The 16,141-nt window shown below is 43.7% G+C and carries 16 protein-coding genes and 1 pseudogene; 9 read left to right on the plus strand and 8 right to left on the minus strand.

What is annotated here, in order from left to right:
* Nucleotides 1-213: 213 nt before the first annotated feature.
* Entirely contained in the window at nt 214-897 is a 684-nt protein-coding gene (gene epsB / locus MHI44_RS07955) for a protein tyrosine kinase EpsB (RefSeq protein ID WP_003228249.1), read from the minus strand.
* 5 nt (nt 898-902) lie between these two features.
* Nucleotides 903-1,607 carry a YveK family protein gene (locus MHI44_RS07960; protein WP_003228247.1) on the minus strand — a complete coding sequence of 235 codons (705 nt, stop codon included), beginning with the start codon at nt 1,605-1,607 and terminating at the stop codon, nt 903-905.
* A gap of 245 nt (nt 1,608-1,852) precedes the next feature.
* Between MHI44_RS07960 and slrR the strand changes: the two genes are divergently transcribed.
* From slrR to MHI44_RS07975, 3 genes are all read left to right on the plus strand, one after another.
* Nucleotides 1,853-2,311: a transcriptional regulator SlrR gene (gene slrR, locus MHI44_RS07965; protein WP_003228245.1), complete on the plus strand. Its 459-nt coding sequence runs from the start codon at nt 1,853-1,855 to the stop codon at nt 2,309-2,311.
* Between the two features lie 75 nt (nt 2,312-2,386).
* A complete protein-coding gene (gene pnbA / locus MHI44_RS07970) occupies nt 2,387-3,856 on the plus strand; it encodes a para-nitrobenzyl esterase (RefSeq protein WP_339203288.1) in 1,470 nt (489 codons plus the stop codon).
* Between the two features lie 2 nt (nt 3,857-3,858).
* Nucleotides 3,859-4,050: a hypothetical protein gene (locus MHI44_RS07975; RefSeq protein ID WP_003228241.1), complete on the plus strand. Its 192-nt coding sequence runs from the start codon at nt 3,859-3,861 to the stop codon at nt 4,048-4,050.
* Between the two features lie 26 nt (nt 4,051-4,076).
* On the opposite strand, the gene padC is transcribed toward MHI44_RS07975, so the two are convergent.
* The 4 genes and pseudogenes from padC to MHI44_RS07995 all read right to left on the minus strand — a co-directional run bounded on the left by padC (nt 4,077) and on the right by MHI44_RS07995 (nt 7,167).
* Nucleotides 4,077-4,562: a phenolic acid decarboxylase gene (gene padC, locus MHI44_RS07980; RefSeq protein WP_003228238.1), complete on the minus strand. Its 486-nt coding sequence runs from the start codon at nt 4,560-4,562 to the stop codon at nt 4,077-4,079.
* A gap of 22 nt (nt 4,563-4,584) precedes the next feature.
* Nucleotides 4,585-4,982: pseudogene (locus tag MHI44_RS07985) on the minus strand (DUF3237 domain-containing protein).
* A 130-nt stretch (nt 4,983-5,112) separates the two neighbouring features.
* On the minus strand, nt 5,113-5,796 hold the full coding sequence (gene racX / locus MHI44_RS07990; RefSeq protein ID WP_015251173.1) for a broad specificity amino-acid racemase RacX: 684 nt from the start codon (nt 5,794-5,796) through the stop codon (nt 5,113-5,115).
* 15 nt (nt 5,797-5,811) lie between these two features.
* On the minus strand, nt 5,812-7,167 hold the full coding sequence (locus MHI44_RS07995) for a serine hydrolase (protein WP_015251172.1): 1,356 nt from the start codon (nt 7,165-7,167) through the stop codon (nt 5,812-5,814).
* A 538-nt stretch (nt 7,168-7,705) separates the two neighbouring features.
* Between MHI44_RS07995 and sacB the strand changes: the two genes are divergently transcribed.
* From sacB to MHI44_RS08025, 6 genes are all read left to right on the plus strand, one after another.
* Nucleotides 7,706-9,127 (plus strand): levansucrase, encoded by a 1,422-nt coding sequence (gene sacB / locus MHI44_RS08000; RefSeq protein ID WP_001022105.1) that lies wholly within the window; start codon nt 7,706-7,708, stop codon nt 9,125-9,127.
* 73 nt (nt 9,128-9,200) lie between these two features.
* Nucleotides 9,201-10,751 carry a 2,6-beta-fructan 6-levanbiohydrolase gene (gene levB / locus MHI44_RS08005; RefSeq protein WP_192858030.1) on the plus strand — a complete coding sequence of 517 codons (1,551 nt, stop codon included), beginning with the start codon at nt 9,201-9,203 and terminating at the stop codon, nt 10,749-10,751.
* A 107-nt stretch (nt 10,752-10,858) separates the two neighbouring features.
* A complete protein-coding gene (aspP, locus tag MHI44_RS08010) occupies nt 10,859-12,421 on the plus strand; it encodes an aspartate/proton symporter AspP (RefSeq protein ID WP_015384716.1) in 1,563 nt (520 codons plus the stop codon).
* Between the two features lie 94 nt (nt 12,422-12,515).
* Nucleotides 12,516-13,100, plus strand: coding sequence for a TetR family transcriptional regulator (locus tag MHI44_RS08015; protein WP_003228226.1), 585 nt, complete (start codon nt 12,516-12,518; stop codon nt 13,098-13,100).
* 82 nt (nt 13,101-13,182) lie between these two features.
* Nucleotides 13,183-13,518: an SMR family transporter gene (locus MHI44_RS08020; RefSeq protein ID WP_014480966.1), complete on the plus strand. Its 336-nt coding sequence runs from the start codon at nt 13,183-13,185 to the stop codon at nt 13,516-13,518.
* Nucleotides 13,518-13,838 (plus strand): QacE family quaternary ammonium compound efflux SMR transporter, encoded by a 321-nt coding sequence (locus MHI44_RS08025; protein ID WP_003228222.1) that lies wholly within the window; start codon nt 13,518-13,520, stop codon nt 13,836-13,838. Before MHI44_RS08020 ends, MHI44_RS08025 begins: the two co-directional genes overlap by 1 nt.
* Before the next feature lie 35 nt (nt 13,839-13,873).
* Here MHI44_RS08025 and MHI44_RS08030 read toward each other — a convergent pair whose 3' ends face one another.
* Together MHI44_RS08030 and MHI44_RS08035 are read right to left on the minus strand one after the other, a co-directional pair.
* Nucleotides 13,874-14,386: a DUF3231 family protein gene (locus MHI44_RS08030; protein WP_003243249.1), complete on the minus strand. Its 513-nt coding sequence runs from the start codon at nt 14,384-14,386 to the stop codon at nt 13,874-13,876.
* Between the two features lie 251 nt (nt 14,387-14,637).
* Entirely contained in the window at nt 14,638-15,981 is a 1,344-nt protein-coding gene (locus MHI44_RS08035; RefSeq protein WP_003228217.1) for an FAD-binding oxidoreductase, read from the minus strand.
* Between the last annotated feature and the right edge of the window lie 160 nt (nt 15,982-16,141).

Below are 16,141 nucleotides of genomic sequence, written 5' to 3' on the forward strand. Positions count from 1 at the left end.
TATCGGTTTAGCTGCGGCGGTTTTCGTCTCTCCAAAAAATCGGCAGCAGCTAAACCGACAACACGTCCTATGTATATATCAGATAAGTGGGCATTTAACCCATCCTCACGCCCCGCCAGCGACGACCAGCATCTAAGGCAGCAACTTCAGCTGCCCACAGCAGAGCCGAGTGCCTCCATTGATACAGGTCAGGAGACATCACCTTTACAAAAACTAGTAGGAATAGTGTTCCGATTTTTTCATTTTCTTTTTGTTTAAAAGAGCGCCTAACAGCTTCGCATTGGATTGTTCCAGTGCATCTTTTGCTTTCAGAACGGTATCGGTTTTTGTTTTTCCGCTTAAAACGACGAGCACGCTGCCGTCTGTTTGATTTGCTAGAATCTGAGCATCTGCAACAGCCAAAAGCGGAGGGGAATCAAAGATGACGAGGCTGAATTGTTCATAGATCTCAGATATTAAATCTCCCATTGCTTTTGAAGACAGCAGTTCTGCCGGGTTTGGCGGGGTCGGCCCGCTTGTCAGTACATATAAGTTATCGATCGGCGTCTTTTGCACCGTCTCACTGAGTGAAGCATTGCCGACCAGCACATTTGTCAGCCCGGTTACATTATCAACCTGAAACGTCTGGTTGATGGTCGGCTTTCTTAAATCGGCATCCACCAGCAGTACTTTCTTTTCCTGCTGCTGCGCAAAGACAGCCGCAAGATTCGCTGCACTGAACGATTTACCTTCACCAGGCACAGAGGAGGTGACGAGGATAGATCGCAAGTTGGTCTGGACAGATGAGAACTCAATGTTTGTCCGAATGGTGCGATATTGTTCCGCAACAACTGATTTATTGTGTAAAACAGATATTTGAGCCAAACCTCGCCTTGCTTTCTTTTTTCTAAAGATCACTCGCTTCACTCCCCGAAATGTTTTATCCCGCGATTCCGCCCTTTGTGGACATCAGGAACGGAGCCTAAGCATGGCAATCCGGTTCTCTCGCTGAGCTGCCGTGCGCTTTTGCAAGTATCATCGAGAAAATGCAGAAAAAATGCCAGTGTAATGCCGCCCATGACAGCAGCGCCAAAAGCCATGACCATATTTCGCAGCCTGGCTGGCTTGATCATCGGGCTTTCAGAAGCCTTCGCCTCTGATAATATATGTACGCCTTGTACATTCATTCTTTCATCTACTTCTTTTTCAAACTTGTTCACTAACGTGTTCGCAATCTCAGCTGCTTTCGCCGGATCGTGATCCTGAACGGCAACGTTGATTATTTCTGATTCATTTTCACTGCTGGTAACCACTTTTCCTTTCAGCGAGGAAGCCGATTCAGATAGGTGCAATTCCGCCTTAACTTCTTCCATCAAGGCAGTGCTTTTCATAATCGATTGGAACGTGCTGCTATACTGAAGATTTCGCTGGATGTCACTGAGATTCGAGTTTTCTTCACCGTCTGATTCATGAACCAGCACCTGTGTCGACGCCTGGTAGGTCGGTGAAATGACCTTAAATTGCACAAAACCCATAATAAGGGTGACGCCGATTGTGATGAGCAGAATCAGCACGAATCTGTGTCTGACAATCGCATATAATTCTTTGAAACTCATATTCTCATTCATGTATTCATAGCCTTCAGCCTTCCCGCGGCTGGCTTCCCGCGCCCCTTTCTGTTAATGATTGGATTATAAAAGAAAACGTTATTATTTAAAAATTGCAAAATAAGCCAATAAGTTCTCTTTAGAGAACAAAATCATGATTTTCCTCTAATTTACTGCACTTCCCTTATTATTTTAAATTTTATAAAGAACGAAAAATTCCTTATAATGAACAAAATAACGACAGGAATAGAGGAGAATTTCATATTATGATTGGAAGAATTATCCGTTTGTACCGTAAAAGAAAAGGCTATTCTATTAATCAGCTGGCTGTTGAGTCAGGCGTATCCAAATCCTATTTAAGCAAGATTGAAAGAGGCGTTCACACGAATCCGTCCGTTCAATTTTTAAAAAAAGTTTCTGCCACACTGGAAGTTGAATTAACAGAATTATTTGACGCAGAAACAATGATGTATGAAAAAATCAGCGGCGGTGAAGAAGAATGGCGCGTACATTTAGTGCAAGCCGTACAAGCCGGGATGGAAAAGGAAGAATTGTTCACTTTTACGAACAGGCTAAAGAAAGAACAGCCTGAAACTGCCTCTTACCGCAACCGCAAACTGACGGAATCCAATATAGAAGAATGGAAAGCGCTGATGGCGGAAGCAAGAGAAATCGGTCTGACTGTCCATGAAGTCAAATCCTTTTTAAAAACAATGGGAAGATGATGATCGGTTAAGGGCTAACGTTCGCATCTATAGGGGTAAATCTGTTTATAATGGGGGAAAAAGGGAGAGAACACAATGACTCATCAAATAGTAACGACTCAATACGGCAAAGTAAAAGGCACAACGGAAAACGGCGTACATAAGTGGAAAGGCATCCCCTATGCCAAGCCGCCTGTCGGACAATGGCGTTTTAAAGCACCTGAGCCGCCTGAAGTGTGGGAAGATGTCCTTGATGCCACAGCGTACGGCCCTATTTGCCCGCAGCCGTCTGATTTGCTCTCACTGTCGTATACAGAGCTGCCCCGCCAGTCCGAGGATTGCTTGTATGTCAATGTATTTGCGCCTGACACTCCAAGTCAAAATCTTCCTGTCATGGTGTGGATTCACGGAGGCGCTTTTTATCTTGGAGCGGGCAGTGAGCCATTGTATGACGGATCAAAACTTGCGGCACAGGGAGAAGTCATTGTCGTTACATTGAACTATCGGCTGGGGCCGTTTGGCTTTTTGCACTTGTCTTCGTTTGATGAGGCGTATTCCGATAACCTTGGGCTTTTAGACCAAGCCGCCGCACTGAAATGGGTGCGGGAGAATATTTCAGCGTTTGGCGGTGATCCCGATAACGTAACAGTATTTGGAGAATCCGCCGGCGGGATGAGCATTGCCGCGCTTCTCGCTATGCCTGCGGCAAAAGGCCTGTTCCAGAAAGCAATCATGGAAAGCGGCGCTTCTCGAACGATGACGAAAGAACAAGCGGCGAGCACCTCGGCAGCCTTTTTACAGGTCCTTGGGATTGACGAGGGCCAACTGGATAAATTGCATACGGTTTCTGCGGAAGATTTGCTAAAAGCGGCTGATCAGCTTCGGATTGCAGAAAAAGAAAATATCTTTCAGCTGTTCTTCCAGCCCGCCCTTGATCCGAAAACGCTGCCTGAAGAACCAGAAAAAGCGATCGCAGAAGGGGCTGCTTCCGGCATTCCGCTATTGATTGGAACAACCCGTGATGAAGGATATTTATTTTTCACCCCGGATTCAGACGTTCATTCTCAGGAAACGCTTGATGCAGCACTCGAGTATTTACTAGGGAAGCCGCTGGCAGAGAAAGCTGCCGATTTGTATCCGCGTTCTCTGGAAAGCCAAATTCATATGATGACTGATTTATTATTTTGGCGCCCTGCCGTCGCCTATGCATCCGCACAGTCTCATTACGCCCCTGTCTGGATGTACAGGTTCGATTGGCACCCGGAGAAGCTGCCGTACAATAAAGCGTTTCACGCATTAGAGCTTCCTTTTGTCTTTGGAAATCTGGACGGATTGGAACGAATGGCAAAAACGGAGATTACGGATGAGGTGAAACAGCTTTCTCACACGATACAATCAGCGTGGATCACGTTCGCTAAAACAGGAAACCCAAGCACCGAAGCTGTGAATTGGCCTGCGTATCAGGAAGAAACGAGAGAGACGCTGATTTTAGACTCAGAGATTACGATCGAAAACGATCCCGAATCTGAAAAAAGGCAGAAGCTATTCCCTTCAAAAGGAGAATAAATATGGGGAAAACAGGATACATTGGTGCTGCCATTGTTGTGGCAGCTTGTATCATTATTTTGTCGGCCGTGGTATGTTTACGGGACACAGTCTATTACCAGCCTATGCGCTGGACTGGCATCATACTGTTTTTCGCGGGAATTGTGATGGTTCCCGCATACTCAGCAAAAAGAAAACCCGGAAAAGAGAAGTAATTCTCTTTTCCGGGTTTTTATGTTTATTATAATCTTCCCGCGCGAATATCGTCTGTCATTCCCTCATAAGGAGCCTTCGAAATCACTTCTTCGTTGTCGACTCCTTCATTTTTCAGAAATGTAATTTCCGCAAATTCAGGTACAACGTATTTTGGATACGTTTCATATTTTTCGCGGGATTCTTCCATCAAATCAATGTGGTCATTTTGGTAGCAAACCGTAATTTCAGGATGTTCATGCACCCATTTCGGGAAGAAAATAATGCCGTGCATGCGTTTTTCATTTGGCATAAAGTTTAATGAAACATCCGTGCCAGTCGGCTCTGTCCAAGACACTTTATATACGCCTTCTGTCAGTTTGACAATATTCACTTCCTGATCCCGAACCCAGCGTCCGGCAACCATTCCGCTATGAATTCTATAATCAATTGTATGGTCATTTTTAATATAAATCTCGTATTCCCAGCCGTTTTCATACGTATAAATCATGTGGCTTCCGATAAAGTTTTCCATTTTTCACACTCTCCTTAGTCTTTTACTGCACTTCATAAATGTCTAGTCGAACGTAATCAGGGGTTCTTTCTGCGGAACCGATAAACAAGCGGTCATGGAGCCATTGATAGACTTTACTGCCTGTTTCAAACGTCGGTACCGTACGAAAATAAACATGCTCCGGATCAATGATTTCCCCGGCTGCCGCTTGTTTTTGAAACGGCTCGCTGACTTGCCGTATTCCATTGTTTTCAATGTAAATCAGTTCATGATCTGCTGTTTCGATCACATACCTGGCAGATAAATCGGTTCTGCCGTCAGCGCGAATCATTTGCGAATCGGAATGAATCGTCTCAGTCCCAGGCTTGTCTCACCAATCGTGATAGGCGGATCAACCTTGATTTCTAAAGAGGCGAATGGTTTTAAAACCGGCTTCTTCACGAGAACCACCTCACCTTCAGAAAAAATCATGTAACTATTTACATGTTTACTTTAACATCATTGCAGTTAACTGTCAAACAATAGGAACATAAAAAAACAAGGACTGTTTGAAGACAGTCCTTGTCTGAAGCTAGCTTTGATAAGCAAGATATGTGCTGACAGTGCTTTTGGCAAGACAGGCAGAGGAATCTATAATCGGAATCTCACTTTGAGTATGATCTAACACCGCATTTAAATCCGTGCAGGCTGAAATGATGATGTCTGCATGCTGACTGATTTCTTCATATAGCGTCTGCCACAATGCTTTTGAATGCTGCATATGATTTGGCTGTTTGATTGCGGCGATAAGCTGGTTCACAGCCTGCTGCCAATGGTCCTTGTGAACAACTTCTTGTCCATTTGCCTTCAGAACTTTTTGGTAGATGGCGGATTGGATGGTTGGCTCTGTTCCTAAAACCACCGCTTTTTTTGCAGGATGCGGAATCTCTTTTATCGTTTCCTCAACGATATGCAACATAGGAACCGACAATGCCTGCTGAATCTCTTCATAGTAGACATGCGCCGTATTACAAGGCAGCGCAATGAAATCCACGCCTGTTTTCTCGAGCTTTACCGCTCCGTCGATAATCGCTTTTTTCATCTCGTCATGGTCAATTGGACGATCTGCATAGAAGGGCGTCGGGCATGAATAGATCATCATGTGCGGGTAGTCAATATCGTTTGAAGCCCCATACAGCTTCTGACAGTAATCAATCACCTTATCAATAAACGGCGAGGTCGATTTCGGCCCCATTCCGGCTAATATTCCGATCATCAAATTCATTCCTTTCTAATTTGTACGGACCGCTTCTTCTTCTGAGCCATCCTCATAGAGGATAAAGCTTTTCGCAGCATCCCCGCCTAACATAAACTCGACTTCAACAGACAATGCTCGCAGAAAGAAACGGGTTTCCGAGGAAGGAAATAACTCCAGTCTCAGCTGTCCGGTGATCTCCAAATAAAGCCGTTCATTCTCGGCTGTCACCTGTGCAGCCGTTCCATCCTGCAACAGGTAGCTGCCAACATAGCGGCTGTATATCGCCGTATCAATTGCTTTTTTCTTTTTATCAGCAGGACGTTCCGGGACCTCATATGGCTGGCCAAATAGAATATGTTCCGCCGCCTTCAGAATCGCTTGTTCATATTCAGTATCCTCTTCCTTATTACTCAAATAGATCAGCGTTTTACGATGATCGATATATCGGATCATCAACGTCGAATAGCCGGGCCATCCTCCGCTGTGGCTGACAATCCGCCCTTTTTTAGGACTATTTTGCAGTACCCAGCCAAAGCCATAATCAATTGTTTCTCCATTGTTGAGGCGCACTGGAGAAAACGCAGATTCCTTAGAAGCCTTGCTGATGAAATCGTCCTGATATAAAGCCTGATCAAATCGAAACAAATCGCTTGTGACAGAGTTCACGGTCCCATCCCCCTGTATGCCATCGAGATACACAACATAGTTCGTTTCCTCCAGCTCATCAGGGAGGACGTATGTTTCGGAATGTACATCATACACATATCCATATGCATAATGATCAATTCGCTCAGGCGAAAGCCTCCTGTTATACACTCTTGTTTCATTCATGCCTGCCGGTAAAAAAATACTTGTTTTCATAAAATCCGCATAGCTCATGCCAGATGCTTTTTCAATGATAACCGCCAGCAGCACATACCCCGTATTGCTGTACATCCAGCCTTCATTCGGTTCAAAATAACCAGATAGCCCCTCATTCATCAGCATATCGACAATATCCTGATTCACCGCAATCTTGTGTGAATCCCAATTGGCAAAAAACCATCCCATATAATCAGGAAGCCCTGACGTATGGTTCAATAAATGCCGAATCGTTACGCCCTGATACGGAAAACCGGGCAGCCAGCGATCCACTTTATCCTCATAGCCAAGAATCCCCTTCTCCTCCAGCAAGATGATTCCCAATGCTGTAAAAGGCTTTGACAAAGACGCTAACTCAAACAAAGAGTTGGTTTTCAACGGGCGTTTTTCCGTCATTTCCGCATAGCCAAAAGAGTGGTGATATAAAATATCGCCACCCTCCGCAGCCAGAACCGTCCCGTTAAACTGATGTTTTTCGCCTAATGTCTCAAATAACGTCTGAAGATGCTTTCTTTTATTCTGCTTCATTCCTCCACCTCCCATATCTCTGTACGTTACTAACCTACTAACGTTTCAAATATTTTGAAAAACCCTTCAGTTAGAGATCCTTTTTAACCCATCACGTATACCTGTCGTTCACTACTATTTAGTGAAATGAGATATTATGATATTTTCTGAATTATGATTAAAAAGGCAACTTTATGCCCATGCAACAGAAGCTATAAAAAATACAGAGAATGAAAAGAAACAGATAGATTTTTTAGTTCTTTAGGCCCGTAGACCGTAAATACTTTTATGATTTTCTATCAAACAAAAGAGGAAAATAGACCAGTTGCAATCCAAACGAGAGTCTAATAGAATGAGGTCGAAAAGTAAATCGAGCGGGTTTGTTACTGATAAAGCAGGCAAGACCTAAAATGTGTAAAGGGCAAAGTGTATACTTTGGCGTCACCCCTTACATATTTTAGGTTTTTTTTTATTGTGCGTAACTAACTTGCCATCTTCAAACAGGAGGGCTGGAAGAAGCAGACCGCTAACACAGTACATAAAAAAGGAGACATGAACGATGAACATCAAAAAGTTTGCAAAACAAGCAACAGTATTAACCTTTACTACCGCACTGCTGGCAGGAGGCGCAACTCAAGCGTTTGCGAAAGAAACGAACCAAAAGCCATATAAGGAAACATACGGCATTTCCCATATTACACGCCATGATATGCTGCAAATCCCTGAACAGCAAAAAAATGAAAAATATCAAGTGCCTGAATTCGATTCGTCCACAATTAAAAATATCTCTTCTGCAAAAGGCCTGGACGTTTGGGACAGCTGGCCATTACAAAACGCTGACGGCACAGTCGCAAACTATCACGGCTACCACATCGTCTTTGCATTAGCCGGTGATCCTAAAAATGCGGATGACACATCGATTTACATGTTCTATCAAAAAGTCGGCGAAACTTCTATTGACAGCTGGAAAAACGCTGGCCGCGTCTTTAAAGACAGCGACAAATTCGATGCAAATGATTCTATCCTAAAAGACCAAACGCAAGAATGGTCAGGTTCAGCTACATTTACATCTGACGGAAAAATCCGTTTATTCTACACTGATTTCTCCGGTAAACATTACGGCAAACAAACACTGACAACTGCACAGGTTAACGTATCAGCATCAGACAGCTCTCTGAACATCAACGGTGTAGAGGATTATAAATCAATCTTTGACGGTGACGGCAAAACGTATCAAAATGTACAGCAGTTCATCGATGAAGGCAACTACAGCTCAGGCGACAACCATACGCTGAGAGATCCTCACTACGTAGAAGATAAAGGCCACAAATACTTAGTATTTGAAGCAAACACTGGAACTGAAGATGGCTACCAAGGCGAAGAATCTTTATTTAACAAAGCATACTATGGCAAAAGCACATCATTCTTCCGTCAAGAAAGTCAAAAGCTTCTGCAAAGTGATAAAAAACGCACTGCTGAATTAGCTAACGGCGCTCTCGGCATGATTGAGCTAAACGATGATTACACACTGAAAAAAGTGATGAAACCGCTGATTGCATCTAACACAGTAACAGATGAAATTGAACGCGCGAACGTCTTTAAAATGAACGGCAAATGGTACCTGTTCACTGACTCTCGCGGGTCAAAAATGACGATTGACGGCATCACGTCTAACGATATTTACATGCTTGGCTATGTTTCTAATTCTTTAACTGGCCCATACAAGCCGCTGAACAAAACTGGCCTTGTGTTAAAAATGGATCTTGATCCTAACGATGTAACCTTTACTTACTCACACTTCGCTGTACCTCAAGCGAAAGGAAACAATGTCGTGATTACAAGCTATATGACAAACAGAGGATTCTACGCAGACAAACAATCAACGTTTGCGCCAAGCTTCCTGCTGAACATCAAAGGCAAGAAAACATCTGTTGTCAAAGACAGCATCCTTGAACAAGGACAATTAACAGTTAACAAATAAAAACGCAAAAGAAAATGCCGATATCCTATTGGCATTTTCTTTTATTTCTTATCAACATAAAGGTGAATCCCATATGAACTATATAAAAGCAGGCAAATGGCTAACCGTATTCCTAACCTTTTTAGGAATATTGCTGTTTATCGACTTATTTCCAAAAGAAGGACATGACCAAAAAACAAAATCAAAACAGAAGCCGGACTACCGGGCGGCATATCATTTTACGACGCCGGATAAATGGAAAAATGACCCTCAAAAACCGATCTATTTTGATGGCAAGTATCATTATTTCTATCTATATAACCGGGATTATCCAAAAGGCAACGGCACAGAATGGCGCCATGCCGTCTCAGACGATTTGGTGCACTGGACAGATGAAGGCGTGGCGATTCCGAAATATACAAACCCGGACGGTGATATTTGGACCGGTTCCGTCGTGGTGGATAAAGAGAACACAGCCGGCTTCGGGAAAAATGCGCTTGTCGCGATTGTGACACAGCCCTCAGCCAAAGACAAAAAACAGGAGCAATATTTGTGGTACAGCACAGACAAAGGAAAATCATTCAAATTCTACAGTGGCAACCCCGTTATGCCTAATCCGGGTACAGACGATTTCAGAGATCCGAAAGTCATATGGGATGACCAGGATAACAAATGGGTCATGGTCATGGCTGAAGGATCAAAAATCGGCTTTTATGAATCCGATAATCTTAAGGACTGGCATTACACAAGCGGATTCTTCCCAGAACAGACGGGAATGGTGGAATGTCCCGACCTCTACATGATGCGGGCAAGCGACGGAACGAATAAGTGGGTTCTCGGTGCCAGCGCGAATGGCAAACCGTGGGGCAAACCAAATACGTACGCCTACTGGACCGGAAGCTTCGACGGAAAAGAATTCAAAGCGGATCAGACTGAAGCCCAATGGCTTGACTATGGCTTCGACTGGTATGGCGGTGTGACGTTCGAAGACAGCAAAAGCACAGATCCATTAGAAAAGCGGTATGCGCTTGCCTGGATGAACAATTGGGATTATGCCAACAACACCCCGACAATGAAGAACGGCTTTAACGGCACAGATTCTGTCATACGCGAAATCCGGCTGAAGGAGCAGGATGGAACATACAGCCTCGTCTCACAGCCGATTGAAGCTTTGGAGCAGCTGACTGTTTCAACTGACGAAATAGAGGATCAGGATGTGAACGGATCAAAAACATTGTCGATAACAGGTGATACGTACCAGCTTGATACGGACCTTTCTTGGTCAGAGCTAAAGAATGCAGGCGTCAGGCTCAGAGAATCAGAAGACCAAAAACGCCATATTGATGTCGGTATTTTCGCTGAAGGCGGCTATGCTTATGTCAATAGAGCAGCCACAAATCAGCCTGACAAAAGCAATACCTATGTCGAAAGCAAAGCTCCTTATGATGTAAGCAAACGTAAGGTGCATTTGAAAATACTTGTCGATAAAACAACGATAGAAGTATTTGTTGGCGACGGGAAAACCGTTTTTTCAAATGAAGTCTTCCCAAAGCCTGAAGATAAAGGAATTACCCTTTATTCTGACGGCGGCACAGCCTCCTTCAAAAATATAACAGTGAAACACTTTGATTCGATTCATGAATAAAAACAGGGGCGGCGCAGGCTGCCCCTGTTTTTTTATTAGGAGCGGTATTCTCTGTTACATATTGGGCATTGTAAGGAATATAAGGCTGGTTTCAAAGGAGGAAGCGAATGTCTAAACAAGGAAATTTTCAAAAATCAATGTCGCTGTTTGATCTGATTTTGATTGGGATGGGAGCCATCTTTGGATCAGCGTGGCTGTTCGCTGTCAGTAATGTCGCTTCAAAAGCAGGGCCCTCCGGCGCTTTTTCCTGGATCCTCGGAGGAGCCATTATTTTGTTAATCGGGCTTGTATATGCGGAGCTCGGAGCCGCTCTGCCCCGTACCGGAGGCATCATTCGATACCCCGTTTATTCACATGGCCACCTTGTCGGCTACTTAATTTCGTTTGTCACGATTGTCGCTTATACAAGCTTGATTTCAATTGAAGTGACAGCTGTGCGCCAGTATGTGGCCTATTGGTTTCCCGGCCTGACCATTAAAGGGTCTGATTCGCCGACCATTTCCGGCTGGATCTTGCAGTTTGCCCTATTATGCTTGTTTTTCCTGCTGAATTATTGGAGCGTCAAAACCTTCGCTAAGGCGAATTTCATCATATCGATTTTTAAATATATTGTGCCGATTACCATCATTATTGTGCTGATCTTTCATTTTCAGCCGGAGAATTTATCTGTTGAAGGATTTGCACCGTTTGGATTTACAGGTATTCAGGCTGCCATCTCGACAGGCGGCGTGATGTTTGCGTATCTCGGCCTGCATCCGATTGTATCTGTAGCAGGTGAAGTCCAAAATCCAAAACGCAATATCCCGATCGCTTTAATCATTTGCATCATCGTTTCAACCATCATTTATACTGTTTTGCAGGTCACCTTTATTGGTGCAATCCCGACAGAAACACTGAAACATGGCTGGCCGGCAATTGGCCGGGAGTTCTCATTGCCGTTTAAGGATATTGCGGTCATGCTCGGGTTAGGCTGGCTTGCAACGCTTGTCATTTTAGACGCCATTCTGTCTCCCGGAGGAAACGGGAATATCTTTATGAATACGACATCCCGCCTTGTTTACGCCTGGGCGCGTAACGGCACATTATTTGGCATATTCTCAAAGGTCAATAAAGATACGGGGACACCCCGCGCTTCGCTTTGGCTTTCGTTTGCCCTGTCCATTTTCTGGACACTTCCCTTTCCTTCGTGGAACGCGCTCGTCAATGTCTGTTCAGTCGCGCTCATTCTTTCATATGCGATTGCACCCATTTCTTCAGCTGCGCTGAGGGTCAACGCGAAGGACTTAAACAGGCCGTTTTATTTAAAGGGAATGAGCATTATCGGGCCGCTTTCCTTTATATTTACAGCGTTTATCGTGTACTGGTCAGGATGGAAAACAGTCTCCTGGCTGCTCGGTTCACAACTCGTGATGTTTTTGATCTATCTCTGTTTCAGCAAATATACGCCTAAAGAAGATGTCAGCCTTGCTCAGCAGCTGAAATCAGCCTGGTGGCTTATCGGGTTTTATATTATGATGCTGATCTTTTCCTACATCGGTTCTTTCGGACATGGTTTAGGGATTATCAGCAATCCCGTCGACCTCATTTTAGTCGCGATCGGCTCACTTGCGATTTATTACTGGGCAAAGTATACCGGTCTCCCAAAAGCCGCCATTGATTACGATAAATAAAGAAGCAAGAGGTTTTCTTGCTTCTTTATTCTTTACAAACAAACATACACGCGATAAAATGAATGAGAGTCAGTCATTATTGGAGGTGTTCCTCATGCCAAAACAAACATCGGGCAAATATGAAAAAATTCTGCAGGCTGCCATAGAAGTCATTTCTGAAAAAGGCCTCGACAAGGCTTCTATTTCTGATATTGTCAAAAAGGCCGGCACTGCCCAAGGAACATTCTATTTGTATTTTTCATCTAAAAATGCCCTCATACCGGCCATTGCAGAAAATCTTCTCACCCATACACTTGATCAAATCAAAGGTAGGCTGCATGGGGACGAAGATTTTTGGACCGTTTTAGATATATTAATTGATGAGACATTTCTCATTACAGAACGCCATAAGGATATTATTGTCCTCTGTTATTCCGGGCTTGCGATCGACCACTCCATGGAAAAATGGGAGACGATCTATCAGCCTTATTATTCCTGGCTTGAACAAATCATCAACAAGGCCATTGCAAACCATGAGGTAACGGAAGGAATCAATTCAAAATGGACGGCCAGAACGATTATCAACTTGGTCGAGAATACTGCGGAACGATTCTATATCGGATTTGAACAAGATGAAAATGTTGAAGTGTATAAAAAGGAAATTTTCACTTTCTTAAAACGGAGCTTAGGTACTGCTTAAAAAATGACTGGGTAACACCGCTCATTTTTTAATGTTCTAAAAATGACTGACGTTCATTCATAAAAATAGAGAGGTGTTTCATTTGAATTGGGTTCTTGTTTTTATTGCAGGGCTTTTAGAGGTTGTTTGGGCCTCTTCCCTCAAACATGCCGATTCGCTTTTGGATTGGATCATCATTTTTATCTTAATCGCGGTCAGCTTTATCCTGTTGATCCGCTCTTATCAAAAAATCCCGATGGCCGCGGCGTACACTGTGTTTGTGGGAATCGGAACCGTCGGAACATATCTGACTGGAATTGTTCTGGGCGAATCCTTCTCAGCAGCCCAAATGTTCTTTTTAGCTTTATTGCTGGCTGGCATTTTAGGAATGAAATTATTTACGAAAGAAAGCAAATCTCAGCCGGGAGGTGAACAATAATGGCATGGTTTTTATTAGTGATTGCCGGCATAGAAGAAATTATAGCTGCCATTGCCATGAAATATATAGACGGAACAAGAAAAAAATGGCCAATCATTGTGATGACTGTTGGATTCGGCTTATCCTTTTACTGCCTTTCCCAAGCGATGATCGTCCTGCCTGCCGGAGTTGCATATGCCGTCTGGACTGGCATTGGAAGCATTGGTGTTTCGGCGGTCGGGCTCATCTGGTTTAAGGAGCGGTTTCAGCTTTCACAGGTGATTTCACTTTGCCTTATCCTAGCTGGCGTCATCGGCCTGCGTCTTACGTCATCTTCATAAAATCAAGGCATATACAGCTGTATATGCCTTTGCCATTAAGCTTCGTGATGTTTTTGAAGATGAAGCGGCGGCGGGATGAGCCAGCCTTTGTTTTTTAGCAGCCTTAAGTATTTTGCGCCTGTTGCCGCTTTCGACATATGAAATTGCCCAAACATCATGGCAATATCCTCACGAATCGATTGCCCCATCATTTTGCTGCATGTCACAAGACCTGCAGCATTTTCTGCTGCCGCGGAGGCCGCCACATCCGGATCGAGAAACCGTGCGCCAGGCGGAATGTCGTTAAGATCTGCTGTCGGCGGTTCAGGAGAAGCCGGCGGCAGCGCCACCCCGTTTTCTTTCAGGATCGTGCTGACCTGTTTGATTTCATCTTGGCATTTCTCAATAGACTCACGAAGCAGCTTCTTCAGGTCGTCATCACCGACATGATTCAATAGCATTTGGTAATTGCCGACCATTTTATTGCCCGCCATCACATAACTCCACAAGCCGAATACCTCACCGTAATGCATCGGTTCATCCTGCGGATTTCCGCTTAAAATACCCATGTTCATCCTCCTCCCATATTCAATATTGCACATTTCATAACGTGCCCAAGCGGAGGAACATTTATGTTTCAGCGGAAAAGATTTATGAAATGAAACAAAACAAAAAAGACAAGAGCGGCAAGTTGCCAAACCATTGTCTTTCCTGTTGTTTGATTGGACGCACTGAAGGGATTCGCACCCCGACAGACAAGATACCGGAAACCATTCAAGTGCTTTTTAGTATGAGTCATTGATTCTGTCTTTAATAAACTTTAACGAGATGGCGGGATGCTTTGCGGAAAACGAAATACATTTTCGGGGTCATATTTCGCCTTTATTTCTCGAAGCCGCGCAAAGTTTGCGCCATAATATTCTTTTCCGAAGTTTTCAATGTTTTGATCTGGAACATTAACATATGAACCTGCTACATATGGTTGCATCAGCTGACGCACTCTTTCAACTGATGCAAGATTTGAATCTTCTTGTGATTTATTTTTCCAACTAGCCGTCCATTCCGTATAAAATAATGGATGGCGCCAAAAAAAGGCAGTTTCGTCTTTAGGGACTCTGCTTATAGCACCACCCCAATTGATAAAAAAGAAATTGGCTTCTGTTCCAGTAGCATCTTCCAAAAATTTTCTCATGATTGAAATGGGTTCGTCAGACCAAAAATCATGACCCCATGCCGAGGAGAATTTAACACTCTGATCATTTCTGCCAGGGATGGGTTCGTCAGGGTCTAAGAAATCTATAGCATCTGGATAGTATAATGTTTTGATATCTGCTTCTGTTGGAGTTCCCGCATGTAATAAAGGTTTTAATAATCGAATCAATTCAGTTTTCGAACCGAGGAAAATTCCTTCTGCATGACACAAACCATTTATTTTGCTGTAAATTTCAAGGTAGCATCCTAATCGTTCATCTACAAACGGAGCCCATTTCTGCCAAGCTTTAAATACCGTTTCTAATTGTTCCCACGGCCAGATAATATTGAAGACGGTTGCAGTTTTAGGGGCACGATGAACTTTGAATGTATATTGGGTATTATATCCAAAGTTACCTCCTCCTCCGCCTCTAGAAGCCCATAGCAAATCCTCATTGTGAGATTGATCTGCGTGAATAATCCTTCCTTTTGCATCTACCGTTTTCAGCGCGAGAAGGTTATCACTTATAAGGCCAATCGATCGTGAGAGTACACCAAATCCGCCGCCCATCGTAATTCCCCCGATTCCAACTGTTGGGCTATCTCCAAACGGAGCCATAAAACCGTCTCGAGCTAATCCCTTTACAAGCGGGCCAACGGGAATACCAGTTTGAACGGTTGCAATAGCGTTTTCTTCATCTAAGAAAACTTTATTCATGTCACTCACATCAATAACAATTCCTCCACTTACTACTGAAAGGTTCTTATCTAAAGCATGGCGACCGCTTCTGACACGTAAGGGCACTTTATTCTCACGAGCCCATTTAATGGCATTACTTACATCGTATGAATTTTGCGCAAAAACAAAGACAAGAGGATAGACATCCACATAAGGGTTCCAATTCTTAATAGCCTCTGTATAGCCGGGGTCTCCTTTGAAGATTACACGCCCTGTCAACTGTGTTGATCCCATATATTATTTCACTCCCAAAGAAATTCGATTCAGATACTAAAATATGCAGGAGCTGGATAATCGCATAGACAAATGATCTACGAACTATAAATATAATACGCTAAGGCCTTTTTCGTCGGTGAGGTCTGCTGAGAAACATTTTTCAAACAATTTTGAGCAA

It is taken from the genome of Bacillus sp. FSL K6-1366, assembly GCF_037976695.1.
Classification (GTDB): Bacteria; Bacillota; Bacilli; order Bacillales; family Bacillaceae; genus Bacillus; species Bacillus subtilis.